Source organism: Anoxybacillus ayderensis (assembly GCF_000833605.1).
GTDB classification, from domain to species: domain Bacteria; phylum Bacillota; class Bacilli; order Bacillales; family Anoxybacillaceae; genus Anoxybacillus; species Anoxybacillus ayderensis.
The window spans coordinates 1-25,936 of record NZ_JXTG01000024.1 but is presented as its reverse complement, the minus strand read 5'-3'; the positions used below and the strand labels follow the sequence as shown (position 1 = coordinate 25,936).

The 25,936-nt window shown below is 38.2% G+C and carries 26 protein-coding genes and 1 pseudogene; 20 read left to right on the top strand and 7 right to left on the bottom strand.

What is annotated here, in order from left to right; all coding sequences use genetic code 11:
- Window positions 1-231 (bottom strand): IS1182 family transposase (locus JV16_RS13460; protein ID WP_042536296.1); only part of this gene is annotated, 231 nt, incomplete at its 3' end.
- Between the two features lie 201 nt (window positions 232-432).
- On the opposite strand from JV16_RS13460, the gene JV16_RS13455 reads away from it, so the two are divergent.
- The 4 genes from JV16_RS13455 to JV16_RS13440 all read left to right on the top strand — a co-directional run bounded on the left by JV16_RS13455 (window position 433) and on the right by JV16_RS13440 (window position 3,228).
- Window positions 433-1,275, top strand: a complete 843-nt coding sequence (locus JV16_RS13455) for a DegV family protein (RefSeq protein ID WP_042536294.1) — start codon at window positions 433-435, stop codon at window positions 1,273-1,275.
- Window positions 1,276-1,288: 13 nt separating this feature from the next.
- A complete protein-coding gene (locus tag JV16_RS13450; RefSeq protein WP_021094804.1) occupies window positions 1,289-1,861 on the top strand; it encodes an SCO family protein in 573 nt (190 codons plus the stop codon).
- 65 nt (window positions 1,862-1,926) lie between these two features.
- Window positions 1,927-2,664 (top strand): SGNH/GDSL hydrolase family protein, encoded by a 738-nt coding sequence (locus JV16_RS13445; protein ID WP_021094805.1) that lies wholly within the window; start codon window positions 1,927-1,929, stop codon window positions 2,662-2,664.
- Between the two features lie 3 nt (window positions 2,665-2,667).
- Window positions 2,668-3,228: a YpmS family protein gene (locus JV16_RS13440; RefSeq protein ID WP_021094806.1), complete on the top strand. Its 561-nt coding sequence runs from the start codon at window positions 2,668-2,670 to the stop codon at window positions 3,226-3,228.
- A 25-nt stretch (window positions 3,229-3,253) separates the two neighbouring features.
- Here JV16_RS13440 and JV16_RS13435 read toward each other — a convergent pair whose 3' ends face one another.
- Window positions 3,254-4,618, bottom strand: coding sequence for an RsmF rRNA methyltransferase first C-terminal domain-containing protein (locus JV16_RS13435; protein ID WP_035063631.1), 1,365 nt, complete (start codon window positions 4,616-4,618; stop codon window positions 3,254-3,256).
- Window position 4,619: 1 nt separating this feature from the next.
- Window positions 4,620-5,201 carry a glycerol-3-phosphate 1-O-acyltransferase PlsY gene (gene plsY, locus JV16_RS13430; RefSeq protein ID WP_021095930.1) on the bottom strand — a complete coding sequence of 194 codons (582 nt, stop codon included), beginning with the start codon at window positions 5,199-5,201 and terminating at the stop codon, window positions 4,620-4,622.
- 135 nt (window positions 5,202-5,336) lie between these two features.
- Here plsY and JV16_RS13425 point away from each other — a divergent pair, with 135 nt between their 5' ends.
- The 7 genes from JV16_RS13425 (at window position 5,337) to treR (ending at window position 14,892) form a co-directional block, all read left to right on the top strand.
- On the top strand, window positions 5,337-5,741 hold the full coding sequence (locus JV16_RS13425) for a CoA-binding protein (protein WP_042536293.1): 405 nt from the start codon (window positions 5,337-5,339) through the stop codon (window positions 5,739-5,741).
- 336 nt (window positions 5,742-6,077) lie between these two features.
- The gene (parE, locus tag JV16_RS13415; protein ID WP_035063633.1) at window positions 6,078-8,051 is read left to right on the top strand and encodes a DNA topoisomerase IV subunit B; all 1,974 of its coding nucleotides are present in this window, start codon (window positions 6,078-6,080) and stop codon (window positions 8,049-8,051) included.
- 4 nt (window positions 8,052-8,055) lie between these two features.
- Window positions 8,056-10,446, top strand: a complete 2,391-nt coding sequence (gene parC, locus JV16_RS13410) for a DNA topoisomerase IV subunit A (protein WP_021095933.1) — start codon at window positions 8,056-8,058, stop codon at window positions 10,444-10,446.
- A gap of 71 nt (window positions 10,447-10,517) precedes the next feature.
- Complete coding sequence (locus JV16_RS13405; RefSeq protein WP_051157508.1) at window positions 10,518-10,907, top strand: PilZ domain-containing protein; 390 nt, start codon at window positions 10,518-10,520, stop codon at window positions 10,905-10,907.
- Between the two features lie 165 nt (window positions 10,908-11,072).
- Window positions 11,073-12,476 carry a PTS system trehalose-specific EIIBC component gene (treP, locus tag JV16_RS13400; RefSeq protein WP_021095935.1) on the top strand — a complete coding sequence of 468 codons (1,404 nt, stop codon included), beginning with the start codon at window positions 11,073-11,075 and terminating at the stop codon, window positions 12,474-12,476.
- 1 nt (window position 12,477) lies between these two features.
- Entirely contained in the window at window positions 12,478-14,142 is a 1,665-nt protein-coding gene (gene treC / locus JV16_RS13395; protein ID WP_021095936.1) for an alpha,alpha-phosphotrehalase, read from the top strand.
- A gap of 27 nt (window positions 14,143-14,169) precedes the next feature.
- Window positions 14,170-14,892 carry a trehalose operon repressor gene (treR, locus tag JV16_RS13390; RefSeq protein ID WP_021095937.1) on the top strand — a complete coding sequence of 241 codons (723 nt, stop codon included), beginning with the start codon at window positions 14,170-14,172 and terminating at the stop codon, window positions 14,890-14,892.
- A gap of 26 nt (window positions 14,893-14,918) precedes the next feature.
- Here treR and rpmG read toward each other — a convergent pair whose 3' ends face one another.
- Both rpmG and speE read right to left on the bottom strand, forming a co-directional pair.
- Entirely contained in the window at window positions 14,919-15,068 is a 150-nt protein-coding gene (gene rpmG / locus JV16_RS13385; RefSeq protein WP_021095938.1) for a 50S ribosomal protein L33, read from the bottom strand.
- A 98-nt stretch (window positions 15,069-15,166) separates the two neighbouring features.
- Window positions 15,167-16,015, bottom strand: a complete 849-nt coding sequence (gene speE, locus JV16_RS13380; RefSeq protein ID WP_021095939.1) for a polyamine aminopropyltransferase — start codon at window positions 16,013-16,015, stop codon at window positions 15,167-15,169.
- Window positions 16,016-16,258: 243 nt separating this feature from the next.
- Between speE and JV16_RS13375 the strand changes: the two genes are divergently transcribed.
- The 8 genes from JV16_RS13375 to JV16_RS13340 all read left to right on the top strand — a co-directional run bounded on the left by JV16_RS13375 (window position 16,259) and on the right by JV16_RS13340 (window position 24,015).
- Window positions 16,259-17,080, top strand: coding sequence for a formate/nitrite transporter family protein (locus JV16_RS13375; RefSeq protein ID WP_021095940.1), 822 nt, complete (start codon window positions 16,259-16,261; stop codon window positions 17,078-17,080).
- Window positions 17,081-17,171: 91 nt separating this feature from the next.
- Window positions 17,172-18,071 (top strand): formyltetrahydrofolate deformylase, encoded by a 900-nt coding sequence (gene purU, locus JV16_RS13370; protein ID WP_021095941.1) that lies wholly within the window; start codon window positions 17,172-17,174, stop codon window positions 18,069-18,071.
- A gap of 163 nt (window positions 18,072-18,234) precedes the next feature.
- On the top strand, window positions 18,235-18,609 hold the full coding sequence (locus JV16_RS13365; protein WP_003397201.1) for a replication termination protein: 375 nt from the start codon (window positions 18,235-18,237) through the stop codon (window positions 18,607-18,609).
- A 63-nt stretch (window positions 18,610-18,672) separates the two neighbouring features.
- Entirely contained in the window at window positions 18,673-18,936 is a 264-nt protein-coding gene (locus JV16_RS13360; RefSeq protein WP_003397198.1) for a metal-sensitive transcriptional regulator, read from the top strand.
- 194 nt (window positions 18,937-19,130) lie between these two features.
- Window positions 19,131-19,952, top strand: coding sequence for an AAA family ATPase (locus JV16_RS13355; RefSeq protein ID WP_235045465.1), 822 nt, complete (start codon window positions 19,131-19,133; stop codon window positions 19,950-19,952).
- Between the two features lie 10 nt (window positions 19,953-19,962).
- Window positions 19,963-21,867 (top strand): vWA domain-containing protein, encoded by a 1,905-nt coding sequence (locus tag JV16_RS13350; protein ID WP_021095943.1) that lies wholly within the window; start codon window positions 19,963-19,965, stop codon window positions 21,865-21,867.
- Window positions 21,868-22,169: 302 nt separating this feature from the next.
- Entirely contained in the window at window positions 22,170-23,603 is a 1,434-nt protein-coding gene (locus JV16_RS13345) for an alanine/glycine:cation symporter family protein (protein WP_021095944.1), read from the top strand.
- Between the two features lie 217 nt (window positions 23,604-23,820).
- Window positions 23,821-24,015, top strand: a complete 195-nt coding sequence (locus tag JV16_RS13340; protein WP_021095945.1) for a hypothetical protein — start codon at window positions 23,821-23,823, stop codon at window positions 24,013-24,015.
- Between the two features lie 236 nt (window positions 24,016-24,251).
- Here JV16_RS13340 and JV16_RS13335 read toward each other — a convergent pair whose 3' ends face one another.
- Together JV16_RS13335 and JV16_RS13330 are read right to left on the bottom strand one after the other, a co-directional pair.
- Entirely contained in the window at window positions 24,252-24,734 is a 483-nt protein-coding gene (locus JV16_RS13335; protein WP_042536288.1) for a hypothetical protein, read from the bottom strand.
- A 66-nt stretch (window positions 24,735-24,800) separates the two neighbouring features.
- Window positions 24,801-25,655: a DNA polymerase IV gene (locus JV16_RS13330; RefSeq protein ID WP_476855433.1), complete on the bottom strand. Its 855-nt coding sequence runs from the start codon at window positions 25,653-25,655 to the stop codon at window positions 24,801-24,803.
- Between the two features lie 81 nt (window positions 25,656-25,736).
- On the opposite strand from JV16_RS13330, the pseudogene JV16_RS13325 reads away from it, so the two are divergent.
- Window positions 25,737-25,936: pseudogene (locus JV16_RS13325) on the top strand (IS1380 family transposase); the annotation flags it as partial.

Below are 25,936 nucleotides of genomic sequence, written 5' to 3'. Positions count from 1 at the left end.
CATCGAACGAATGCCGAAGATATAACGGATCAAGTACATTTTGAACAACACAACCGGATCAATACTTGGTCGTCCATGATCAGGTGAGTATAGATCTTTGACGATGTCGTAAATAAAAGAGAAGTCAATCGCTTTTTCTAGCTTACGCACAAGGTGATCCTCAGGAACAAGGTCATCAATCTTTACCGTTGTTTCCACATGTCTACGATCTTCTTGATGACGTTGAAGCATCCGATTTCCCCCTCCTATACCCTTATACCTATATATTAAAACAGCTTGTCGACTTTGTCGACAAGCTGGGAGCTGTTTTGCTATTGTGCAAAATCAGCTCTTTTTTTACAAAAAATTTTATGAAAACAGCGACATATAGGGGCATTTTATTATATAATTTCACCGTACGAAATTTTAGAATGAAATATGGGAAGTGGAAAAATGAGTAAAATAAAGATTGTAATAGATTCTACGGTCGATTTAACAAAAGAAACGATTGAGGCGTGGGACATTCGCGTCGTGCCATTATCAATCTCTATTGATGGGCAAACATATGTAGACGGCATTGATTTTACTCCACAACAATTTATTGAAAAAATGAAACAAGCAGATGAACTTCCAAAAAGTTCTCAACCGTCTGCAGGACAGTTTTTACAAGTATATGATGAACTCGGAGAAGCAGGATATGATGTCATTTCCATTCATATGACAGGAGGAATGAGCGGAACGGTGCGCTCTGCAGAGAGTGCTGCGGCTATGACAAAAACCAACGTTACCGTCATTGATTCCCGTTTTATTTCTCTTGCGCTCGGCTTTCAAGTATTAGAGGCGGCAAAAATGGCGGCAGAGGGAAAAACAGTAGAAGAAATTGTTTCGCGTCTTGATACGATCCGCGAGAATACACATTTATTTGTTGTTGTTGATACGCTTGAAAATCTCGTCAAAGGGGGACGCATTGGACGCGGAAAAGCGATGATTGGTTCGTTATTAAACATTAAACCGATCGCTTCGTTACAAGATGGTGTATATACACCTGTGACAAAAGTTCGTAGCCAGTCTCAAATCGTCAAATTTTTAACAAACCAATTTGTTGAACATACGAAAGGAAAGATGATTCGAGCAGTAGGGATTGCTCATGCAGAAGCAATGGATTTAAGTGAACGATTAAAACAGTCGATTGCAGAAGCAACAGGATGGACACAAACCGACATCGTGTATACAACCCCAATTATTTCTACGCACACAGGCCCAGGAGCCATCGGATTTATGTACTATACGGAGTAGGGGGAGCGAAAAAATGAAGCGTATACGTTTATGGTTATTTGTTTTATCTCTGTCCTTGCTTGTTGCTTGTCAACAATCAATTCCAGATGCAAAAAATTGGCCAATTGAAGATTTCACATTTATTGATCAAAATGGTCAACAGTTTGGCTTAGCTGATTTAAAAGGAAAAGTATGGGTGGCTGATTTTATTTTTACGCGCTGCGCTGACGTTTGTCCTCCAATGACGGCAAATATGGCAAAATTACAAAAAATGGCGAAGGAAAAAGGGTTAGACGTTCATTTTGTTTCGTTTAGTGTCGATCCTGAAAACGATACACCGGATGTATTAAAGGCATATGTTGAGAAGTTTCAAGGAGATACGAGTCGTTGGCACCTACTTACAGGATACACACAACAAGAAATTGAACGTTTTGCTCAAAAAAACTTTAAAGCTGTCGTAAAAAAACCGCAAGAAGGGGATCAAGTCATTCACGGTACAGACTTTTATCTCGTTGATCAAAATGGGACGATTGTGAAGTACTATAGTGGCTTAAACGATGTACCTTACGAAGAAATTTTAAAGCATATTGACATGTTACAAGAATAGGATATACAGACAAAAATGATGATTCAGTCATTTTTGTCTTTTCTTTTATAGAGAGGGGATTTTCTGTGAACAAATTTCTTCTTCTATTTCTTTGCGTCTGTTTAGTCGGATGTTCTTCTACACCTACAATGATGGAAGAGAAAGAGCAAGTACAAATGAAGTCACGTGATTTACAAATTGTGGCGTTAGGTGATTCATTAACCGAAGGGGTAGGTGATGAGGAAGGTGGATATGTTGCTTTCATTGAGCAATATTTAGAAAATCGTGACGATGTGAATAAAGTGTTTGTGCACAACTTTGGCAAACGAGGATTACGTAGTACACAACTCGCAGATGTCATGATAAATAACGAATCGGTCATTCAGCAAGCAGATCTTATTTTTATCACTATCGGTGGAAATGATATGATGAAGGTTGTTCGTTCACATTTTTTATCTTTAACATACGATTTGTTTGTAAAGGAACAACAGGCGTTTGCTTCCCGACTTGATGAACAACTGCAACTTCTTCGCCATATGAATCAGGACGCTTATATTGTGCTGATTGGATTATACAATCCGTTTTCTTCAGCATTTCCAAATATACCAGAAATGGATGAGGTTATACACATGTGGAACGAAGGGAGTAAGGAAGTGATTTCCCGCTATGATCGTACACTATTTGTACCTATTGCGGATCTGTTTGAAGGACGTGATGATGTATTGTATGATGATCAATTTCATCCGAACAACCTAGGCTATGAACAAATGGCAAAGCGCATATATGAATATTTACAAAAACATCGTGAGTGGATAGGAGAATGAATTGTGAAATGGAAAATTTTATTTTTTATCCTGTTAGGGATAAATGGTTTCATAATCGTGTTACTACTTTTTTATATGTTTCAGCCATCTCCTTCTCCAAATATTCCAAACATCAAAGGGGAAGGACCGGTATTTACTGTTCAAACTTCGAAACAGCATATGAATACCCTTATTCGTGACTATATTCAGAAGCATGAAAAAAAGGGTGAATTGTCTTATGATGTTCAATTAGCTGATCGTCTTTATATAATAAGCGCGATTCCGATATTCGGAAAACAAGTCGATTTAACGATGGCGTTTGATCCGACTGTGGATGAAAACGGGCACATTGTACTTGCCCACCCGACGATGACATTTGGACAACTTCGTTTACCCGTTCCGTATGTGCTATCATATATAGATCAACATGCTTCTTTGCCAAATTGGGTGAAAGTGGACGCGAAAAAAGAGCGCATTTATATTGTTGTAAGCGACATCCGTATAAAAAAAGGATATATGCTCAAAGCGAAAACGTTTGATTTAAGTAAAGATGATATGACTTTTACAGTTACAATTACAAAATAGGATGCCCCACATATCGAGGGACATCCTATTTTATTCGTAATCCTTTCGGGTAAAAGTTTTTTACCACTCCTTTTACTTCTTTTCCCCAACCGAGTGGATAGCCGTCAATAGTAATTAATATCCATCCCCGATCGCCATTTGTTTGTAACGTTTCTCCTTTCATATATCGGATACTTTCTTCAAACGTGAGCGGAAGGTGTGCTTGTACTTGTTGTTTTGTTAGTGCCATAGCTAAAGCGTGGTTTGGTTCAAAGCGATTTTTTTTCCATTCTCCTATATGGAGACCAGGGCGAACGACTTTTAAGCCGTCTAAACGCGGGCATAAATAAGGGAGAGCAAATATATGCGTCCCAAATGCGTAAAGCGTCCCGTCTATTGTCGTTTGGATTGTGTTGTTTATAAACGTTTCATAATCACGCCACATCGCTTTCGATACGTTAGAAGTAGCTGTTTTTCCAGTCCATCGTTTTGCTGCTCCTCGTTTGCGCATTTTTGCAACGAAATGCCCTTCTCCTCGGAGATGATGAGGCCAAAGTCTTGCAGTATGTGCGATTTGTTCATTATGTGTGTTCGTCCAATGTGTCACACCTGGTTGAATCCCGTGTTCTTTTTCGATTGGAACGAGTTCCATATCATCGTAAGTTGCTAAAAACCAGTCAATCATTTGTTCATTTTCTTCGGGAGAAAATGTGCATGTCGAATAAACAAGTGTCCCCCCTTCGTTTAACATTTTATAAGCACAAGATAAAATATGTTTTTGTGTTTGTGCACATTTTTGAACATGGTCTAAACTCCAAAATTGAATCGCTTCTTCGTCTTTTCGAAACATCCCTTCCCCGGAACATGGAGCATCAACTAAAATTTTATCGAAAAATCCTTCCAATGTTTCCGATAGTTTTTCAGGTGTTTCATTTGTCACAACAGCATTTGTAATTCCGAGTCGCTCAATATTTTCAGATAAAGCTTTGACACGTTTTGAATGAATTTCGTTTGCCAATAAAAACCCTTCATTGTTCATCATAGCTGCTAATTGTGTCGTTTTCCCACCGGGGGCTGCGCATAAGTCAAGCACGCGCTCTCCTGGAGATGGGGCAAGCACTTCAGCGACAAACATTGCGCTTGGCTCTTGAATGTAATACAATCCAGCAGCATGATACGGATGTTTTCCAGGTTGGGCATCGCGGTAATAAAATCCTGTAGAACAAAAAGGAATTGGATCAAGTTCCCATGGACTGATGTTTAAAAATGTCGATGGTGAAACTTTTAGTGTATTCACCCGCAAACCATGAACTTTTTCTTCATTGTATGTCGCAAAAAAACGCTCCGCTTCATTTTGAAGCAAAGCATTCATTTTTGTTATAAATTCTTCTGGTAAACGACATGTAGTCACGCTATAACCACTTCACTTTCGGTTCTGTTTTGTTTAAAATACGTTTGATGTTTGCTCGGTGACGATAAAATACAAAAAGTGTTAATAATGTGACGACAATGCGCAAAGGAATATCCTCTGTCCATATGAATGCATAAACGGTGGCATACACGCCAGTTAACATGGACGAAAGCGAGACGTATTTGGATATATACAAAATGAGAAAAAAGACAGCTAACATCGTCATAAAAAGAACAGGTGAATAAAATAACAACACTCCCCCAGATGTGGCAACCGCTTTTCCACCACGAAATTGTGCAAACACCGGATATGTATGGCCAAACACAGCAAACATTCCCGTAATGAGCGGGTGAATGTCTACATGAAACAATACAGGTAAGCTTGCAGCCAACGTTCCTTTTAAAATGTCGGCAATTGTCACAATTAATCCTGCTTTTACACCGAGCACCCGAAACGTATTTGTTCCGCCTAAATTGCCGCTTCCATGTTCACGTATGTCAATCCCGTACCCAATTTTCCCGACAAGTAACGCGAACGGAATCGAACCAAGTAAATAACCGATGATCATAAGCAAAATGGACATTATAAGCCCCCTCTACTTCATTCATATTTCCTCTATCAAGGTCATGTTTTTATTGTAACATGCTTTTTTAAAAAATGAAGGCAGGATTATTTTTTTGTATGAAGAAATACTAGGTTATCATAGGAGGTAGATGACATGAATCCAAGTCGTGAACAAATCAAACAAATTTTAAATAAGGCCAAACGAATTGCTGTCGTGGGATTGTCAGATCGTCCGGAACGTACATCGTACATGGTCGCAAAAGCGATGAAAGAAGCAGGATATGAAATCATTCCAGTTAACCCGCTTATTAAAGAATGGGAAGGCATTCCGGCTGTTGCTATGTTAACGGATATTGAAGGACATGTCGATATTGTGAATGTGTTTCGCCGTTCCGAACATTTACGTGAAATTGCTGAGCAATTTGTACAAATAGATGCGGACGTGTTTTGGGCGCAATTAGGTGTATATGATGAAGAGGTGTACCGTGATTTAACAGAAAAAGGTTATACCGTTGTGATGGATCGCTGCATCAAAGTAGAACATGCGCTCACACGTTAAAAACGACCATTCTTTTCGTAATGGTCGTTCTTTTTCTAAAGAGATAAGAAAGTATAAAAATTCAGATTTAGGAAGGTGTCTAGCTCCAAGCGCCATCGGCTCGATTCGCTCCGACCCACACTGCGGCGGCGACACACTGAAATACTTCAGTGATGTTACCCACGCAGAACCAAGCGATCGCTTGGTTCGAGCTCTCCTCGGTGGGGCTTGTGCTCTCTTCGCCGATAGGCGGGCGCTTTGCGCTTTTCTTATCATGACGTTGGACGTTTTTCGAATGTATGTTAAAATAGAGAAAGTCAAAAAAACAGAAACAAATGTTCTTGTTGTGAAAGGGGAATGATTGTGACAGATAAACAACTTCTTACATATAACGAAGATACCATTCAAGTATTAGAAGGATTAGAGGCGGTTCGTAAGCGACCAGGCATGTATATCGGAAGTACAGATAGCCGTGGTTTGCATCATCTCGTATATGAAATTGTAGATAATGCCGTTGACGAGGCGCTTGCTGGATATGGAAAACGCATTGTTGTGACGATACATAATGATCAAAGCATTAGCGTTCAAGATGAAGGACGTGGGATGCCTACAGGTATGCATAAGTTAGGAAAGCCAACGCCAGAGGTTATTTTAACTGTATTACATGCAGGAGGGAAATTTGGTCAAGGTGGATATAAAACGAGCGGTGGTTTGCATGGGGTTGGTGCCTCTGTTGTTAATGCTTTATCAGAATGGTTAGAAGTGACGATTCAACGTGATGGGTTCATATATTACCAACGGTTTGAACATGGTGGAAAGCCTGTCAGTACACTTGAAAAAATTGGAGAAACAAAGCGAACAGGAACAAAAATTCGCTTTAAACCGGACCAAACGATTTTTAGTACAACAACGTTCCATTATGAAACGATTAGTGAACGTTTACGAGAATCTGCATTTTTATTAAAAGGATTAAAAATTGAATTACACGATGAACGGTCGGGATTACGTGATACATTTTATTACGAAAATGGAATTGAAGCGTTTGTACAATACTTAAATGAAGAAAAAGATGTATTGCATCCGGTTGTATTTTTTAGCGGCGAGCAAAGCGATATTGAAGTGGAGTTTGCCTTTCAGTTTCATGATGGGTATGCAGAACATATGCTTTCGTTTGTGAACCACGTGCGAACGAAAGATGGAGGAACACATGAAATCGGAGCTAAAACGGCAATGACTCGCGTGTTTAATGAATATGCACGAAAAGTAGGTTTATTGAAAGAACGAGATAAAAACTTAGAAGGCACAGACATTCGTGAAGGATTATCTGCGATCATATCTGTTCGCATTCCAGAAGCACTGTTGCAATTTGAAGGACAAACGAAAGGGAAACTAGGAACACCTGAGGCTCGTTCGGCCGTTGAAGCGGTCGTTAGCGAGAAACTAACGTACTTTTTAAATGAAAACCCAGATATCGCCACATTGTTAATTAAAAAAGCGATTCGGGCGTTTCAAGCGCGTGAAGCTGCGCGAAAAGCACGGGAAGAAGCACGTTCTGGAAAAAAGAGAAAAGGAAAAGAACATGTATTAAGCGGAAAGTTAACACCTGCTCAAACACGAAATCCACAAAAAAATGAATTGTATTTAGTCGAAGGGGACTCGGCAGGTGGCTCAGCTAAACAAGGACGTGATCGCCGTTTTCAAGCGGTATTGCCTCTTCGTGGGAAAGTCATTAACACAGAAAAGGCGAAACTAGCTGATATTTTTAAAAATGAAGAAATTAACACAATTATTCATGCCATTGGCGGGGGTGTGGGGGCTGATTTTTCGCTCGATGATATTCATTATGATAAAGTCATCATTATGACTGACGCAGATACAGACGGGGCACATATTCAAGTGTTGTTGTTAACTTTCTTTTATCGTTACATGCGACCACTCATCGAAGCTGGTAAAGTGTTTATTGCCCTTCCACCACTTTATAAAGTAAGTAAAAAAGTTGGTAAAAAAGAAGTGATTGAATACGCATGGACGGATGAGCAACTGCAATCGATTTTGAAAAAAATCGGTAAAGGATATACGATTCAACGCTACAAAGGGCTTGGTGAAATGAATGCTGATCAATTATGGGAAACGACGATGAATCCAGAAACGCGGACGCTTATTCGTGTTCGTATTGACGATGCAGCACGTGCAGAACGTCGTGTCACGACATTGATGGGCGATAAAGTAGAACCGAGAAGAAAATGGATTGAGTCCAATGTGCAATTCGGTTTAGAGGACGATATGAATATTTTAGAAAACGATCATGTGATGACAACTGAGGGGGAATAAGAACATGGAACGTGTATTAGATTTACCGTTTGAAGATGTGTTAGGAGACCGATTTGGTCGGTATAGTAAATATATTATTCAAGAACGTGCCTTACCTGATGCACGCGATGGATTGAAACCGGTGCAGCGTCGCATTTTATATGCGATGTATGTAGATGGAAATACGTCCGATAAACCATTCCGTAAATCGGCTAAGACAGTCGGAAATGTCATCGGTAATTTCCATCCACATGGTGATTCTTCCGTATATGAAGCGATGGTGCGTATGAGCCAAGAATGGAAAGTGAGAAACGTGCTTATTGAAATGCACGGAAATAACGGAAGCATTGATGGAGATCCACCTGCAGCGATGCGTTATACAGAAGCAAGATTATCGGCGATCGCATCTGAATTGTTGCGCGATATTGATAAAGAAACGGTAGAATTTGTACCAAACTTTGATGATACGAGCAAAGAACCTGTTGTATTGCCAGCAATGTTTCCGAATTTACTTGTCAATGGTTCAACAGGCATTTCAGCAGGTTATGCGACAGAAATTCCACCACATCATTTAGGAGAAGTAATTGATGCAGTGATTATGCGCATTGATCATCCGACTTGTACAGTTGATGATTTAATGACTGTATTAAGAGGGCCGGATTTCCCAACGGGTGGCATCATCCAAGGAAAAGAAGGCATTAAAACAGCCTACGAAACAGGGAAAGGAAAAATTATTATTCGCGCTAAAGCAACGATCGAACAAGGGAAAGGCGGCAAACAAGCGATTGTGATTACGGAAATCCCTTACGAAGTCAATAAAGCGAATTTAGTTAAAAAAATTGATGAATTGCGCCTTGAAAAAAAGTTGGATGGAATTGTTGATGTGCGTGATGAAACAGATCGCACAGGGTTACGAATTGTTATTGAAGTGAGAAAAGACGGCAATGCAGAAGGTATTTTAAACTATTTGTACAAAAACACTGATTTACAAATTACGTACAATTTTAACATGGTTGCCATCCACGAGCGTCGTCCAAAGTTATTAAGCTTACCGCAACTATTAGATGCATATATCGAACATCAAAAAGAAGTGGTCGCGAATCGTTCCCGTTATGAATTACGAAAAGCAAAAGAACGCGCTCATATTGTGGAAGGGCTAATGAAAGCTATATCGATGTTAGATGAAGTGATCGCAACGATTCGTGCGTCCAAAGATAAAAAAGATGCAAAAGCAAATTTGATGAATCGCTATGAATTTACGGAGCCTCAGGCGGAAGCTATCGTCACATTACAGCTGTATCGTTTAACGAATACAGATATTTATGATTTGCGTGAAGAAGCAAACGCATTAAACGATAAAATCGAAGAATTAACGACCATTTTAGAAAGTGAGAAAAAGCTATTATCTGTGATTAAAGCCGATTTAAGAAAAATGAAAAAAACGTATGCAGATGAGCGGAGAACGACGATTGAAGAAGAAATAAAAGAAATTAAAATTGAAATGAATGTCGTTGTTCCCGAGGAAGATGTCATTGTTACCGTCACAAAAGATGGATATATTAAGCGGACAAGCCTTCGGTCTTATAGCGCTTCGAACGGACAAGATATTGGCATGAAAGAGAGCGATAGATTGCTCGGTATGTTCGAAATGAATACGACACATACGTTGTTGTTATTTACAAATAAAGGTAATTATCTATATTGCCCTGTTTATGAACTTCCCGATATTCGTTGGAAAGATATCGGTCAACATATTTCTCATATCATTCCGCTTGATCGCGATGAGCAACTCATTAGTGCTATTCCAATCACAGATTTTTCAAATGGATATGTGCTATTTATTACAAAACAAGGGTTTGTGAAAAAAACAAGTCTCGTTCATTATAAAGCACAACGGTACTCTAAGCCGCTTGTGGCGATTCGATTAAAAGATGACGATGAAGTTGTGAATGTGTATCAAACTGACGGAACAGGGTATATATTCCTCGTCACACAATATGGCTATGGCTTATTGTTCCAAGAAGAAGAAATCGGAGAAGTTGGCGTTCGAGCAGCTGGAGTGAAAGGAATCCATCTAAAAGAAGGAGATTGCGTTGTTTCTGCTCAACAAGCAACTGAAGAAAACGTTGTTCTTGTGACAAAACGTGGAGCAGTGAAAAAAATAGCACGAACAGAGATCGAGCAATCTACACGTGCAAAACGTGGGCAACTTCTCGTTAAAGAAGTGAAAACAACTCCACATCGATTAGTGAGCTGTCATTTCCTTTCGAACGGATATGTTATTTTAAAGACGGAGAAAGGCATGATGGAAGAGGTTTATGTCGACGAACTGCGATTAAGTGATCGATATGGCAATGTAACATACGTGCTTGATTGTGAAGAAGTTGGTTATGTTACGGATACATGGGTGAAATAGTCATAACTCCCTTGAATTTCTTCGTTGTTTCAATTATATTGAAGAAGGTATAGTTTTCATATGGGGGACTTATGATGAGATTTAAACGACAAGAACCTTTCCGATATCAATTTGGTCAACCGATTCCGTGCACGTTCCGTATTACACGCATTGGAGAACGGGAAGTGGAAACGGATAAAGGAGCGGCTGAAATTCATGATATTAGTCCGCGTGGCATTCGAATGGAGACAAAATTAAATTTACCTATTGACTCTGCTAAAGGTGAAATGGAGGTGGAGTTACAGTTTACAATCGTCGATCAACCAATGAACGTCCGTGGCGTTGTCATGTGGAAAAAAACATATGCGAATGAATTTCAATACGGTCTATCGTTAGAGATTTCTAAACAAGAAGAAATGCAGTTAATTGGCGAAATTAAAAGACATGCGGCGATGTATGCTCGGAGAAAAGAAAGCAAATAAGCAAATAAAGAGGATGTCCATGTGGGCATCTTTTTTTCTTTAAAAAATGTTGAAAGCGGTTGACTAACTTGTATATACAGGTTAAAATAAAAACAAACAAGTCGACTTGTATATACAAGTTTATAAAAATTGTGTGTAAACGCTTCAACTAAGGAGGAGTAGAAGATGCGACAATCTGTTGAAAAAATTGTCCAAGCGGTCGGTGGGAAAGAAAATATTATTGCCGCGACACATTGCGTCACACGTCTTCGTTTTGCGTTAAAAGATGAAGGAAAAGTTGACAAAGAAGCATTAGAAAACATTGATATTGTGAAAGGATCATTTTCAGTCAATGGTCAGTTTCAAGTAGTGATTGGTCAAGGATTAGTAGAAAAAGTATATAACGAAATGATTGAAATGACCGGTCTCGGCCGCGCGACAAAACAAGACATTAAAGACGCTGCGGAAAAAAAATTAAATCCGCTACAACGAGCCATTAAAACGTTAGCTGACATTTTTATTCCGCTTTTACCTGCTATCGTCACAGCCGGCTTATTGATGGGGTTAAATAACATTTTAACAGGCCCGGGAATTTTTTATGAAGGAAAATCGGTTGTTGATGTTCATAAACAATGGCGCGATTTTGCTGATATGATTAACTTAATTGCCAATACAGCGTTCGTCTTTTTACCTGGGTTAATCGGTTGGTCAGCTGTTAAAAAGTTTGGTGGAAGCGAGTTACTCGGAATTGTACTCGGACTTATGCTTGTTCATCCAGCGTTATTAAATGCATGGGCATACGCTTCAGCTGTGCAAGAAGGAACAGTGCCATATTGGAATTTATTTGGATTTGATATTCAAAAAATCGGTTATCAAGGTCAAGTATTACCTATTTTAATTTCATCATATGTGTTAGCGAAATTAGAACAATTTTTGAAAAAACGCATTCCGGAAGCATTTCAATTGTTGCTTGTTGCTCCAATTGCATTACTTGTGACAGGGTTTGTTTCTTTTATTGCAATCGGTCCTGTGACGTTTGCTATTGCAAACGCTTTAACGGATGGTCTTGTTGCTTTATTCGATCGTTTTGCAGCGTTAGGTGGGCTCGTATATGGAGGGTTATACGCTGTTCTCGTTGTCACAGGAATGCATCATACGTTTTTAGCAGTAGACTTACAATTGATTGGTAGCACAGGTGGGACATTTTTATGGCCTATGCTTGCGTTATCCAATATTGCACAAGGTTCTGCAGCACTTGCGATGATGTTTGCTACAAAAGATGAAAAATTAAAAGGCTTATCGTTTACATCAGCTATATCTGCTTACTTGGGCATTACGGAGCCAGCGATGTTTGGTGTCAATTTACGATTCCGTTATCCGTTCATTTCAGCTTTAATCGGCTCTGCTATTGCGGGAATTTTTATTACGATTAATAAAGTGCAAGCTTCTTCTATCGGTGTTGGCGGACTACCTGGATTTTTATCGATTTTCCCAGATAAATGGGCACCATTTTTCATCGGTATGGCTATCGTCCTTATCGTTCCATTTACGTTGACGTACATTTTGGCAAAAACGAGAGGCGGTAAGTAATATGCATCCATGGTGGAAAACAGCAGTCGTGTATCAAATTTATCCGAAAAGTTTCAAAGATACAAATGGCGATGGAATTGGTGATTTGCAAGGAGTTATACAAAAACTTGATTATTTACAAACTCTCGGGGTTGATGCCATCTGGCTCACCCCCATTTACGAATCTCCGCAGCGTGATAATGGATATGATATAAGTGACTATTATCGAATTTATGAACCATACGGTACGATGGAAGACTTTGAAAAACTTATTGAAGAAGCGCATAAGCGAAATATAAAAATTGTGATGGATATCGTTGTGAACCATACGTCAACAGATCATGAATGGTTCCAACAAGCTCGCTCATCTAAAGATAACCCGTATCGTCATTTTTACATTTGGAGAGATAAACCAAACAATTGGCAATCGAAATTTGGGGGATCAGCTTGGGAGTATGATGAACAAACAGGACAATATTATTTACACTTGTTCGATGTTACACAAGCTGATTTAAACTGGGAAAACGAAGAAGTACGTAAGCGTGTATATGAGATGATGCATTTTTGGTTACAAAAAGGAGTAGACGGCTTCCGTTTAGATGTCATTAATTTAATTTCGAAAGATCAACGATTTTTAGACGATGATGGATCTATTCCACCTGGAGATGGAAGAAAATATTATACAGACGGTCCACGCATTCATGAATTTTTGCAAGAAATGAATCGAGAAGTATTTTCGAAGTACGATATGATGACAGTAGGAGAAATGTCATCGACGACAATTGACCATTGTATTTTATATACAAATCCTGATCGTCATGAACTGAATATGACATTTAATTTCCATCATTTAAAAGTCGACTATCCAAATGGAGAGAAGTGGGCAGTTGCTAATTTTGACTTTTTACAGTTAAAAAAGATTTTATCGGAATGGCAAGTGAACATGCATAAAGGCGGTGGATGGAACGCATTGTTTTGGTGCAATCATGACCAACCACGCATCGTTTCTCGTTATGGGGATGACGGACGTTATCATAAACAATCAGCAAAAATGTTAGCGACAACGATTCATATGATGCAAGGCACCCCTTTTATTTATCAAGGTGAAGAAATCGGAATGACCGATCCAAAATTTGAACGAATCGATGATTATCGAGATGTCGAATCATTAAATATGTACCGAATATTAAAAGAACAAGGAAAAAGTGAACAAGAGGTATTGCATATTTTACAGCGAAAATCTCGTGACAACTCTCGAACACCAATGCAATGGAGCGATGAGCGACACGCGGGATTTACAACTGGCACCCCTTGGATTTCTGTCGCGCGCAATTATGAAGAAATTAATGTTCAACGAGCGTTACAAGATCCAACATCTATTTTTTATCATTATCGAAAACTAATTCAGTTGCGTAAACGATACGACATCATTACGACAGGGGATTACGAACTCATTTTAGAAGATCATCCTTCGATTTTTGCATATATACGTAACGGAAACGATGAAAAACTTGTTGTGATTAATAATTTTTATGGACAAGAAACACTATTTGAATGGCCAGAACATATAGACATCACAGAATATAAAAGCGAAATATTATTATCGAACTATGACGACTCGCCAAGCGATTTTATAAAAATGATGTTGCGTCCGTATGAATCGATTGTTTATTACTTGAAAAAATAATGGTAAAATATTTTTCGGTGATAAACAATGAGTGAAAATAAATATTTGTCCATTTATAATGACTTGTTATCGAAAATTGAAAAGGGAATATTTAAACCTGGAATGAAAATTCCTTCTGAAAATCAGCTCGTTGAACAATATGAGACATCTCGTGAAACGATTCGCAAAGCGCTCAATTTACTTTCGGAACATGGGTATATTCAAAAAATTAAAGGAAAAGGTTCCATTGTATTAGACGTTCGTAAATTTGATTTCCCGATTTCGGGACTAATTAGTTTTAAAGAATTAGCACAAAAGTTAGGAAAACCTTCGCGAACGATTGTTGAGCAACTTGAAGTGATGAAACCTGATGAAATGTTAAAAAAACATCTCCATGTGACATCAAGAGAGGACATTTGGAAAGTAGTACGCGTGCGAGAAATTGAAGGCGAGCGCATTATTTTAGATAAAGATTTTTTCAATAAAAAGTTTGTTCCGTTTTTATCGAAAGATATATGTGAGCGCTCCATTTATGAATATTTAGAAAAAGAATTGCAATTAAAAATTAGTTTTGCCAAAAAGGAATTTTTCGTCGAAGAGTGTACGGATGAAGATCGAATGTATTTGCATGTTAAACAATATACCCACGTTGTTGTCGTGCGGAATTACGTTTATTTAGATGATGCGAGTTTGTTTCAATATACAGAGTCCCGTCATCGTCTTGATAAATTTCGATTCGTTGATTTTGCGCGGCGCATTCATTTGCATTAAAAATAATCCGTGGCATATGCCACGGATTATTTTGTTTCACGATGTAACGTATGGCGCTTTAGACGAGGACAATATTTTTTTAATTCTAGCCGCTCTGGACTGTTGCGTTTATTTTTCGTTGTTATGTAGTTACGATCCCCAGTTTCTGTACATTGTAAAACGATTTTCACACGCATGTTTCGTCCTCCTCAAAAAAGATAATAGTAATCATTACGTTTTGTATCGTAATATAAAAAAGTATGTTTGTCAACAATCGTAGCCGGAATGATTCCGACTACGATTGAAGATGTTCTTTCATAAATTGTGGGAGACGGAAGCATTGGTTTAATACATCCGCATTTGCGTATTTCGTTTGTTTTGAGAATGTGTTGAGTCGCTCAAATGAAATAGGTTGTTTACCACCGAGCGTAAAGCTCCATAGCCCGCCAGGATATGTTGGAACAGTAGCTGTATATACGTGTACATGCGGGAATAAATGACGAATATTTGTATATGTTTGTTTCAATACGTCCATATGAAAAATAGGGGATTGGCTTTGACAAACCATCATCCCATCTTCTTTGAGTGCTTCATGCACACTTTTGTAAAAATCGTATTCAAATAATACTTGTGCAGGGCCGATCGGGTCGGACGAGTCAATAATAATGACATCATACGTATTCACGCGATCGTTCACAAATTGAACCCCATCTTTATATATATATTGCACACGCGGATCCGAAAGATTTCCAGATACTTCAGGTAAATGCTCTTTACATGCTTGAACAACAAGTTCATCAATTTCGACAAGATGTATTTCTTCTACCTCTTCATATTTCGCCACTTCACGAGCTGCGCCACAATCGCCCCCGCCAATAATTAAAACTTTTTTCGGCGACGGATGAAGAGAAAGAGGAACATGTGCAATCATCTCGTTATAAATATGACCATCAATGGAAGTTGTTTGTACAACTCCGTCAAGTACGAGCATTCTTCCGAAGTCGTATGAGTCTAAAACCATCACATGTTGAAATGGTGAACGTTCTGAGTAAATGATTTCTTTAATGCGATAACTAATTTTTAAATTTTCACGTTCATCTTCTGTTAACCACAACTCACCGTTTTGTTCCTTTATGTAGTTCATAGCTTCCTCCTCTAACAACGTATTTTACACCTTTTTTATATTAATATATTTCTGTATAGATTTGCAAAGGGTGAGAACAATATGTGCAAAAATTGCAATAGTCTTTTTGTTCGCAATCGTTTACAAAAATAAAGTGTTGACAGTTCTTTTAACATTTACATAAATTCGTTGAAAAACGTAAGGAAGAGGAGTAGGATAAAGTGTGAAAAACATCACAAAAATAGAAAGAGAAGTGAGGAAATGATGGATGCTTTACAAACATGTAAAGAGCTCGCATTAAAGAAGCGATCTATTTTGCAAAAATCACTGCTTCAATACATGATTCGTGCTGCTTTAGCAGGTGTATATATCGGTTTTGCTCTTGTTCTTTGTGTTCGGGTTGGTCAATACTTTTACGAAACACATTCACCAGCCACTTATTTAGTAAGCGGCATTTTCTTCGGGATTGCTCTTGTACTGATCATGTATGGTGGGGCAGAATTGTTTACAGGAAATACGATGTACTTTACCGTTAGTACCCTGCAAAAAGAAACGACGATTGGAGACACCCTTCGTAACTGGGTCGCATGTTATAGCGGGAATTTGCTCGGTGCTATTTTCTTTGCTTTTTTAATCGCACAGTCAGGGATTTTTCATGATCTTCCGATGGATCATTTACTATTTGCGATTGCATTGAAAAAAATGCATGCAACAACGTTACAACTGTTTGTGAAAGGGATTTTGTGTAACTGGCTCGTTTGTTTAGCTATTTTTATTCCGATGCAAATGAAAGAAGATATCGCAAAAATGTTCGCCATGATTTTAATCGTTTTCGTCTTTTTTGCTTCTGGATATGAACACTCGATCGCAAATTTTGTTATTTTCTCCCTTGCATTAGCTGTTCAACATCCTGATACGATTCATGTGGCAGGAATGGTTCATAACATCATACCTGTAACGCTCGGTAATATTGTCGGTGGTTCATTATTTATGGGCGCGTTATACACGTACCTTTCATCTTCCGTCAAACAGCCTGCTCCTATATGGAAAGGAGCTTTTGGAATACGAAAAATAATGAATAAGTAAGAAAATAGTAGTCGAGATATGTTCTCGACTATTTGTTTATTTGTTATAATAATGGCTATTATTTATTTCATCGTTTTATAGGGGGGTTATGATGTATTTTCAACAAAAACATGCGCAAAAGTTTATGGACAAATATAAACATCGGGCACGCTTGCTTATTTCATGTCCGGATCAACCGGGAATTGTTGCAGCGGTTACAACTTTTTTGTATGAACAAGGAGCCAATATTGTTGAGTCTAGTCAATATTCGACAGACCCTGAAGGCGGTACATTTTTTTTACGAATTGAGTTTGATGCTCCGAATATATCGGAACGAAAAGAGGAGATGGAGAGAAAGTTCGCAACGATTGCACAACGTTTTTCAATGAAATGGCGATTGAGTCTACATACGCATATAAAAAAGGTAGCGATATTCGTTTCAAAAGAAGAACATTGCTTATTAGAGTTATTGTGGGAATGGCAAGCGGGTGAATTGCTTGCAGATTTCGTCCTCGTCATCAGCAACCATGAACAAATGAGAGAAACGGTAGAGTCATTCGGTATCCCGTACTACTACATACCAGTGACAAAAGAAACAAAACAAGAAGCAGAAGAAAAACAAATACAATTGTTAAAGGAACATGATATTGATGTCATTGTGCTTGCTCGTTATATGCAAATTTTATCATCTCGTTTTGTCGCAACGTTTCCAATGCAAATTATTAATATTCACCATTCGTTTTTACCGGCGTTTATTGGTGCGCGACCATACGAGCAAGCTTATCGACGTGGAGTGAAACTCATCGGCGCCACTTCTCATTATGTAACAGATGATTTAGATGAAGGGCCAATTATTGAACAAGATGTGGAACGAGTCGATCATAAACATCATGTAGAAGACTTAAAACGAATTGGGCGCATGATCGAAAAAACAGTCCTCGTTCGCGCATTAAAGTGGCATTTAGAAGATCGTGTCATCGTTCATGAAAATAAAACAATTGTATTCAAATAAAGAAGAGGAGCTACTCTTCTTCTTTTTTTTGTAAAAAATTGATATGATAAAACTATGTTCTAAATAAAAACTGAATAAAAATAAAAATGTTCAATTATAATGGAAGTATAGAAGGATTTTTCTTTTGAGTAAAGAATGTGTCATATGAGAGGAGGAGGAAAAGATGAGCGAAAAAAGAAAACCGAGCGGATTTTTATTAAAGCAACGCGCATTTTTAAAGCTGTATTTAATTACTTTAACCGAACAAGAACGATTGTATGGACTGAAATTACTAGACGTGCTTCGTGAAGAATTTCAGCCGTTTGGATACCGTCCGAATCATTCAGAAGTATACAAAGCACTACACGATTTAATTGAGGATGGGATTTTAGAACAAGTAAAAAAGAAAAAAGAGGGGATGAAGTATCAAGAAGTTGTTTATTACCGTTTTACTGAGGAAGGATATAAAAAAGCCCAGTTATATAAGCGGCAATTAAAAACAGAATTAGATCGTTGTGAAGCGCTTATTCGTAAAGCAATTAAAGATAATTTTAGTTGACAATAAGATCATATTTCATTTAATATACTGATAAGGGTATATAGAAAAAGGAGATTGATAAATATGACATACGATAACCAAGTGAAAAACAGATTAAAACGAATTGAAGGACAAGTTCGTGGTGTGCTCAAAATGATGGATGAGCAAAAAGATTGTAAAGAAGTAGTTGCCCAATTATCTGCTATTCGTAGCGCTGTCGATCGTGCCATTGCGGTTGTTGTAAGTGCTAATTTGGAGCGTTGCATTCGCAAAGATATCGAAACAGGATCATTAGAAAGTGAAAAGCTTATTCAAGAAGCAGTTGAGCTACTCGTCAAAAGTCGATAATGCCGAGTGGCTCCTTTTTTATTTTTTATTAACATAATGTTATTATGTTAAACAATTTGTTTGTTTGTACAAATGAGTGCATTTTTTGTACAATACGTACGTATGAAAACATAGAAAGGGTTGACATCATGATGTATACACAATCATTTTCACTTCCTGAAACGATTCAAACGATGATAGAAGAGAGAAGAGAAATGTTTAAACATGACGAAATCGAACGAATCGGGGCTACTGCATACACACCAGCCCATGAATCCATTTTATATGACGCGATTATCGCTTTAGCGTTAGGAAAAAATGTGTTATTAAAAGGTCCGACAGGTTCAGGAAAAACAAAATTAGCAGAAACATTATCAACCTTTTTTGGACAGCCCATGCATAGCATAAACTGTTCGATCGATTTAGATGCTGAGGCAATGCTTGGATTTAAAACGATTCAACAAACAAATGGGCAAGCAACGATTGAATTTGTACCGGGGCCAGTCATTCAAGCGATGACAAAAGGGCATTTATTATACATCGATGAGATTAATATGGCTAAGCCAGAAACGTTGCCCATTTTAAACGGGGTGCTCGATTATCGAAAAACGATTACAAATCCGTTTACTGCTGAAGTCGTAAAGGCAAAGCCGACATTTGGTGTCATTGCAGCCATTAACGAAGGATATGTTGGAACAGTTCCGTTAAACGAAGCGTTAAAAAACCGTTTTGTTGTCATTGACGTACCGTACGTTCAAGGGGAGGCGTTAAAAAGTATTTTGAAACAGCAAACGAAGCTGACGAATGATACGTTATTGGATCGTTTTGTCACATTGTCAGCGGATTTAATTGTTCAAGTAAAGCAAGGATATGTATCAGAAGAAGCAGCTTCGATTCGGGCATTAATCGATGCTTGTGATTTAGCAGTATACATTCCACCACGACGAGCAATCGAGCGGGCGATCGTTGAAAAATTAGAAGATGATCGTGAAAAAGCCGCGGTGCGTAATTTAGCAGAAACGTTGTTTGATGAATGAGGGTGGCTGAATGAATCGTTTTATTATGTTTAATGATAAAAAAGTCGATTCTTTTTTGTTTATGGAGCTATCTGATTTAGTGAAAACATTAACAAAAGATGAGCAAATGGAGCTCGAATTTGGCTATCAGTCGTATCTTGATCGACAACATAAAAAAGTGGTTGTTAGTCATTTTTGGGACAATCGTCCAAAAGAGCAGTACGTATATGGGCTAAAAAGTGATGTGTTTTTGCGAACGATCGGAAATTTTTATCATACAAATGACGAACATATTATTTCTTTTCTTAATCAAGTGAAGGGCTATTCTATTCGGAATTTCGCTAAACAACTGTTTATGTTGCTTGAAGATCTTCGTTTAGAAGATGTATGTCGACGTGTGCGTCCTGGAACAAAAAAATCGTTTATCATTCGAAAACAGGTGTATCGTCATTATTTTCAAACGCAATGGAACGTCAATATGGTAAAAAGCGTTCATACAGACGCATTGTTTAATTTTCTATATTTATTATTAACGGCGGAACATCCAGAGCAGGAAGTTTTTCTCCCTGAACCATTGCGACCCGCTCTTCCGTTTGTTGAGCGTGAAATACGAAATGTATATGATGCAAAATCGACCGATCATATTTCACGTATTGTACTTACAGTTGTAGATGTGTTAGATGAATTGTTAGATGCCGATATGTTAAACATATATTTTCATCTCCCAGAGTACATTTACACTGATCAGCAAGAAGATAGGGAAGATATTCGCCGCAAAGATCCGCTGAAAAATCATGATGTGCTCGATGAGAAATCGAAAGACGAAGAGATTTTTCAAGAAGTGATGCATACATGGCATCGCGAAACAAGCGATATGACAAACAGTTTTTTGCAGTTTGATCTAGAGCAAGGAACGCAAACGGATTTGCTTGGCGAAGGAGTTCGTCAAGGAGAAGCGGGAGATCAAGCGCTTGGGATCGTGCACGGTTCATCACAAAAAACGACGCATAATGATTATACGCATTTAGAACAACAACAATATCGCCAAGGGCTTTTTGGACGTTCGGAGTACGAATACGGAAAAGAAAATCGTTATGCGAAACCGATATTTGTAGATGCTTCGCCACCAACAGTACAACAAATGAGACAGTATGAACGTGATCGAGAAGCCATTAGGCCGTATCAAAAAAAGTTGACGCAAACAATTGAAAAAGTACTCGAGCATAAAAAAATACATCCGCGTACAGATTTACATGCCGGACGTTTAAATAAAAAGCTATTACGCTTTTTTATCGAGGCTCATCCACGTTTATTTTATAAAAAGCATGAAACATCTCCTTTGTTAGACGCTGTTTTTGTGTTGCTTGTCGATTGTTCTGCATCGATGTATGACAAAATGGAAGAAACGAAAAGGGGGATTGTTTTATTTCACGAATCCCTCCGAGCGCTTCGCGTTCCACATAAAATTGTTGGTTTTTGGGAGGATACAAACGAAGCGACACCGTCTTATCAACCAAATTATTTTCAAACAGTTATTGATTTTGATGCGTCTTTGAAAAAGGGACGTGGAGCGGAAATTATGCAGCTAGAACCTCAAGAAGATAATCGCGATGGTTTGGCCATTCGGCTAATGACAGAAGAGTTGCAAAAACGAAACGAAAAACAAAAATTTTTACTCGTCTTTTCGGATGGGGAACCAGCAGCCTTTGGATACGATCAAAACGGTATTGTAGATACACATGAAGCGGTGACGGAAGCGAGAAAATTAGGAATTGAAGTAGTCAATGTGTTTTTAGCTAACGGAATGATTACCGAAAGTCAACAAAAAACGATTGAAAATATATATGGACATTATCATGTCATTGTTCCAAATGTAGAACAGTTACCGACATTTTTAGCCCCTTTACTAAAAAAATTATTGTTATACAAATTGTAAAAACACCCGTCATTTTGGGTGTTTTTATGTTAATTAAAAAAAATTTTTAGTTAACAAAAAATTTTTTTAAAAAAAGATTGTATTTGAATAGTATGTGAGAAAATAAAATACTTGTTGTTAAGATTGTTTTGGAATAGTATACAAAAATAATTTATTTTCAATTTTGTTCCTTTAACGCTGTAAAACGGTTGTGTTTTTCTATTTTTTTCTATTGACGTATAAATTTAATTTTCAGATAATACTATTGCAAGATTAATAATCTTACTAATTATCTTAATTATTTATTTTTAAGGAGGAAGTGTATGGAGCTCATTAATCAAGCAGTCGGATTTTTAAACAACATTCTCTGGTCTTATGTCATTATCGGTTTATTGCTCGGTCTCGGTTTGTATTTCACGATCGGGACGAAATTTGCACAAATTCGCTTGATTGGAGAAATGTTTCGAATCCTAAAAGAAAAATCCCCTGAGTCAAAAGGGAAAAAAGAAATTTCTTCACTTCAGGCATTCTTCATTGGTGCTGCGACACGTATCGGAACGGGTAACGTTGCTGGGGTTGCGATGGCTTTAGCAATCGGTGGTCCAGGAGCAGTATTTTGGATGTGGCTTGTTGCGATTTTAGGTGGAGCAAGCGCATTTGTTGAAAGTACATTAGCGCAAATTTTTAAAGTAAAAAGCGATGTTGGTTTTAAAGGTGGCCCAGGATATTATATGGAGAAACAATTGGGCGCACGTTGGATGAGCACAATTTTTGCTTTCACAATTATCGCAAGTTTCGGATTAACATTTAACGCCGTGCAAAGCAATACAATTGCTACAGCGTTTAAAAATTCATTTAGCGTGAACCCTTATGTAACCGCTTTCCTTTTAGCGGCATTAACAGCAGTCATTATTTTCGGTGGAGTTACACGCATTGCTCGTTTCTCTGAAATTATTGTTCCAATCATGGCGTTTTTCTACATCGGATTAGCATTGTATGTAATGGTAATAAACATTACTGAAATTCCAGCAGTTATTGCTTTAATTTTTAAGAGTGCTTTTGGTTTAGAACAAGTTGTGGGCGGTGGTATGGGCGCTGCAATTATGATGGGGGTAAAACGCGGATTGTTCTCCAATGAAGCTGGTATGGGTAGTGCACCAAACGCTGCAGCAACAGCAACAGTTTCACATCCAGCGAAACAAGGTTTTATTCAAGCACTAGGGGTATTTTTCGACACATTACTTGTATGTAGTGCTACAGCATTTATCATTTTATTGTCAGATACGTATAAAACGGGCGAACTTGTTGGTATTGAATTAACACAAGCAGCACTTTCTGAGCACTTCGGTTCTTGGGCAGGTATTTTCTTATCAGCAGCTATTTTCATGTTCGCTTTCAGCTCAATCATCGGAAGCTATTACTACGGTGAAGCAAACATTGAATTTATTAGTAAAGGAAAAACAGCTTTATTCGTTTATCGCGTCCTAGCAATCGGAATGGTTATTTTCGGAGCGCTTGCTAGCTTACAAATTGTTTGGGATTTAGCTGACTTAGCGATGGCGCTTATGGCATTAACCAACTTAGTAGCAATCGGTTTACTTGGTCGTATTGCGTTCAAAGCGCTTGATGACTATATGGCAAAACGTAAACGCGGAGAAGATCCTGTATTTTATGCTGACGATATTGAAGGGTTAAAAGGTGTTGAATGTTGGCCAACGCGCAAAGAAGGACATGTGAAAAAAGCTGTGGGCAAATAAGTTTGAGTTCAAATGAAAGCGGACAAGTCTAAGGGTGTTTCCTTAGGCTTGTTTTTTATTTACACGATCTATTGTAAAAGTTTACAATGTTGTAACAGTTTCAATCTTTTTTGTAATACAGGTTTGCATTATAATAATAATAATACAGGTTTGCATTATAATAATAATCGGAATGAATGTTTGAAGATATACAAAGAAAAAAGAAGGGAGGATTTATATGAAACAGTATATTTTCAATTTTAGTACACATCATCAACAACCAGTTGTATGGGAAGAAGCAATTACTGCTCGCGGAATGATGGATGCGTGCATAAAAGCGAAAAAGCTATGCCGCCAGTACGAACGAGAAAAACAAATCCCGATCCGTATTCAATACAAAGGTGTTCGCTATTGCAATGAGGATATTGCTTAAATAAGAAAGGACGGATTATGTGGTGTATGCATTTTATCGTAAAACGTAGCTGTAGTTCGTTTCGTCAACTATAAAACAGCTACGTTTTTATTTTCTTTTCTGTCTCAAAAATAAAAGTTTACTTTTTATGTGAGATAAATTTTGTATAACTTCCTATAATTTATGTTATGTAAACTAATAATAAAAACAAAAAACAAGGCAGTTGCTATTTATTACTGCCCTCTTAGGTTTTTTAGTTACACAATCTCGCTTATAACACATCCGGCAAGCTTATTCGCTATTTTACTGTTGCGAAATAACCAGTTTATTAAATGAGGCTCAGTGTTAAAAATTTCAACACTTACCTTCCCCTCAACAAATAGTAGAGCAAAGCGGACGCCAATTTTAATTAAAGAACCGTCAGAACCTTCAACGAAAAGAACGGTTTCGGAATAATGATAATCATCTAGATTACTTCCGAATGTCTTTTCATAATAATCAATGTTTTCACTTCGGTTCGGTCCAGCAATTTCCTTTAGAATTTGGTAGAAATCTTTAATGTTTTCCTTGAAAATTTCTGGATAAAGCGATCCATAAATTTTATTTCCATGGATAGTTAGTTGGAACAAACTTAAATCTAATCGTTTTGTTAAAAGCTGTTCCCATTCAGCTTGAGTTAAAGTCTTTTCTGATTCAGCCACAAATTCACTAATAATCCCTAAGCTATAATATGTACCCACAAATGCCTCCCATTTTTATTATTTTGCAATCGATTGTTTGAAAGTTAGTTTATTACTATAGATGTCTTAATTTTGTTGCTCCCCCTTTTTTTCTACCAAGGCGGCACCTTTTTGAATTGCTGTGCCACCGAATTTTTTTCGGAGTTTCTCTACCGTTTTCCATAACGCTTCGGTTTTTGCTTCTTCTTCATAATGGAACAAATCAAGCTGTTTGACCGCTTCTTTGCGATCAAACACGTCTAATGCGGTAATGCCAAGCAAGCGGATAGGCTCGCCGTTCCAATGTTTTTTCAATAAATACGCCGCATAGCGAAAAATCTCTTCCGCTTCTTGAAATGGGTTGTCCCACGTTTTGCTGCGGGTGATCGTTTGGAAGTCGTGGTAGCGAATCGTCAACTGAACGGTTGCCGACACCACCCGCTTTTGTTTCATTCGTCGGCCGACAGACTCGGCTAATTGACGAAGGATATCCAAAAGAACCCGCTGCTCTGTGACATCGTACGGAAGAGTGATCGAATTGCCAATCGATTTCCGCTTTTCCCCTTCTTCTGGGTTGACAGGGCGATGATCGATCCCGTTTGCCCATTCTTTTAAACGAGAGCCATAAATTCCGAGAGTTTGTTGCAGAGCTATTTCGTTCGCTTTTGCTAAATCGCCAATCGTGGCAATCCCCATTGCATTCAGCTTTTTGGCGGTTTTCTCTCCTACTCCGTGCATCGTTTCTACCGTCAACGGCCATAGTACGTTCGGAACATCCCGTTTGCGTAAAACCGTGATGCCGAGCGGCTTTTTCATTTCACTTGCCATTTTCGCTAAAAATTTGTTCGGTGCAATACCGATACTGATAGGAATTTGAACCGTTTCAAGTAAATCTCGTTGGATATGTTCAGCCAATATAAGTGGATCCTGAATCCGTGACAAAACATCTTTACAATGGTCGCAAACCGTTGATACGATAAGGGAAAACGACGTTGACGATTCTTCATCAAGTAGGTGAATGTGATGAAAGATTTCCCGATTCGGTTTGTATTGACAGATGAAGCGATTACTCCAAGTGCTGGGCTTGCTCTCGTGGGCTACTTACTCCATCGAACGAAACTGGATAAACGGGTAAACGCACTTCGGCTTCCAACGGTTCGTCGAGAAGTGCACATTTCCCATAGCGATGTCATTCGCTCGATGATTGGCTTGCTTGCCACAGG

Excerpts from the sequence above, each read along its gene's own strand:
- treC (WP_021095936.1), top strand. The coding sequence starts at position 12,478 with ATGCATCCATGGTGGAAAACAGCAGTCGTGTATCAAATTTATCCGAAA.
- speE (WP_021095939.1), bottom strand. The coding sequence starts at position 16,015 with ATGAACTACATAAAGGAACAAAACGGTGAGTTGTGGTTAACAGAAGAT.
- JV16_RS13455 (WP_042536294.1), top strand. The coding sequence starts at position 433 with ATGAGTAAAATAAAGATTGTAATAGATTCTACGGTCGATTTAACAAAA.
- JV16_RS13425 (WP_042536293.1), top strand. The coding sequence starts at position 5,337 with ATGAATCCAAGTCGTGAACAAATCAAACAAATTTTAAATAAGGCCAAA.
- parC (WP_021095933.1), top strand. The coding sequence starts at position 8,056 with ATGGAACGTGTATTAGATTTACCGTTTGAAGATGTGTTAGGAGACCGA.
- rpmG (WP_021095938.1), bottom strand. The coding sequence starts at position 15,068 with ATGCGTGTGAAAATCGTTTTACAATGTACAGAAACTGGGGATCGTAAC.
- parE (WP_035063633.1), top strand. The coding sequence starts at position 6,078 with ATGATTGTGACAGATAAACAACTTCTTACATATAACGAAGATACCATT.
- purU (WP_021095941.1), top strand. The coding sequence starts at position 17,172 with ATGTATTTTCAACAAAAACATGCGCAAAAGTTTATGGACAAATATAAA.
- JV16_RS13365 (WP_003397201.1), top strand. The coding sequence starts at position 18,235 with ATGAGCGAAAAAAGAAAACCGAGCGGATTTTTATTAAAGCAACGCGCA.
- JV16_RS13340 (WP_021095945.1), top strand. The coding sequence starts at position 23,821 with ATGAAACAGTATATTTTCAATTTTAGTACACATCATCAACAACCAGTT.
- JV16_RS13345 (WP_021095944.1), top strand. The coding sequence starts at position 22,170 with ATGGAGCTCATTAATCAAGCAGTCGGATTTTTAAACAACATTCTCTGG.
- JV16_RS13405 (WP_051157508.1), top strand. The coding sequence starts at position 10,518 with ATGATGAGATTTAAACGACAAGAACCTTTCCGATATCAATTTGGTCAA.
- JV16_RS13360 (WP_003397198.1), top strand. The coding sequence starts at position 18,673 with ATGACATACGATAACCAAGTGAAAAACAGATTAAAACGAATTGAAGGA.
- treR (WP_021095937.1), top strand. The coding sequence starts at position 14,170 with ATGAGTGAAAATAAATATTTGTCCATTTATAATGACTTGTTATCGAAA.
- JV16_RS13375 (WP_021095940.1), top strand. The coding sequence starts at position 16,259 with ATGGATGCTTTACAAACATGTAAAGAGCTCGCATTAAAGAAGCGATCT.
- JV16_RS13355 (WP_235045465.1), top strand. The coding sequence starts at position 19,131 with ATGTTTAAACATGACGAAATCGAACGAATCGGGGCTACTGCATACACA.
- treP (WP_021095935.1), top strand. The coding sequence starts at position 11,073 with ATGCGACAATCTGTTGAAAAAATTGTCCAAGCGGTCGGTGGGAAAGAA.
- JV16_RS13350 (WP_021095943.1), top strand. The coding sequence starts at position 19,963 with ATGAATCGTTTTATTATGTTTAATGATAAAAAAGTCGATTCTTTTTTG.
- plsY (WP_021095930.1), bottom strand. The coding sequence starts at position 5,201 with ATGTCCATTTTGCTTATGATCATCGGTTATTTACTTGGTTCGATTCCG.
- JV16_RS13450 (WP_021094804.1), top strand. The coding sequence starts at position 1,289 with ATGAAGCGTATACGTTTATGGTTATTTGTTTTATCTCTGTCCTTGCTT.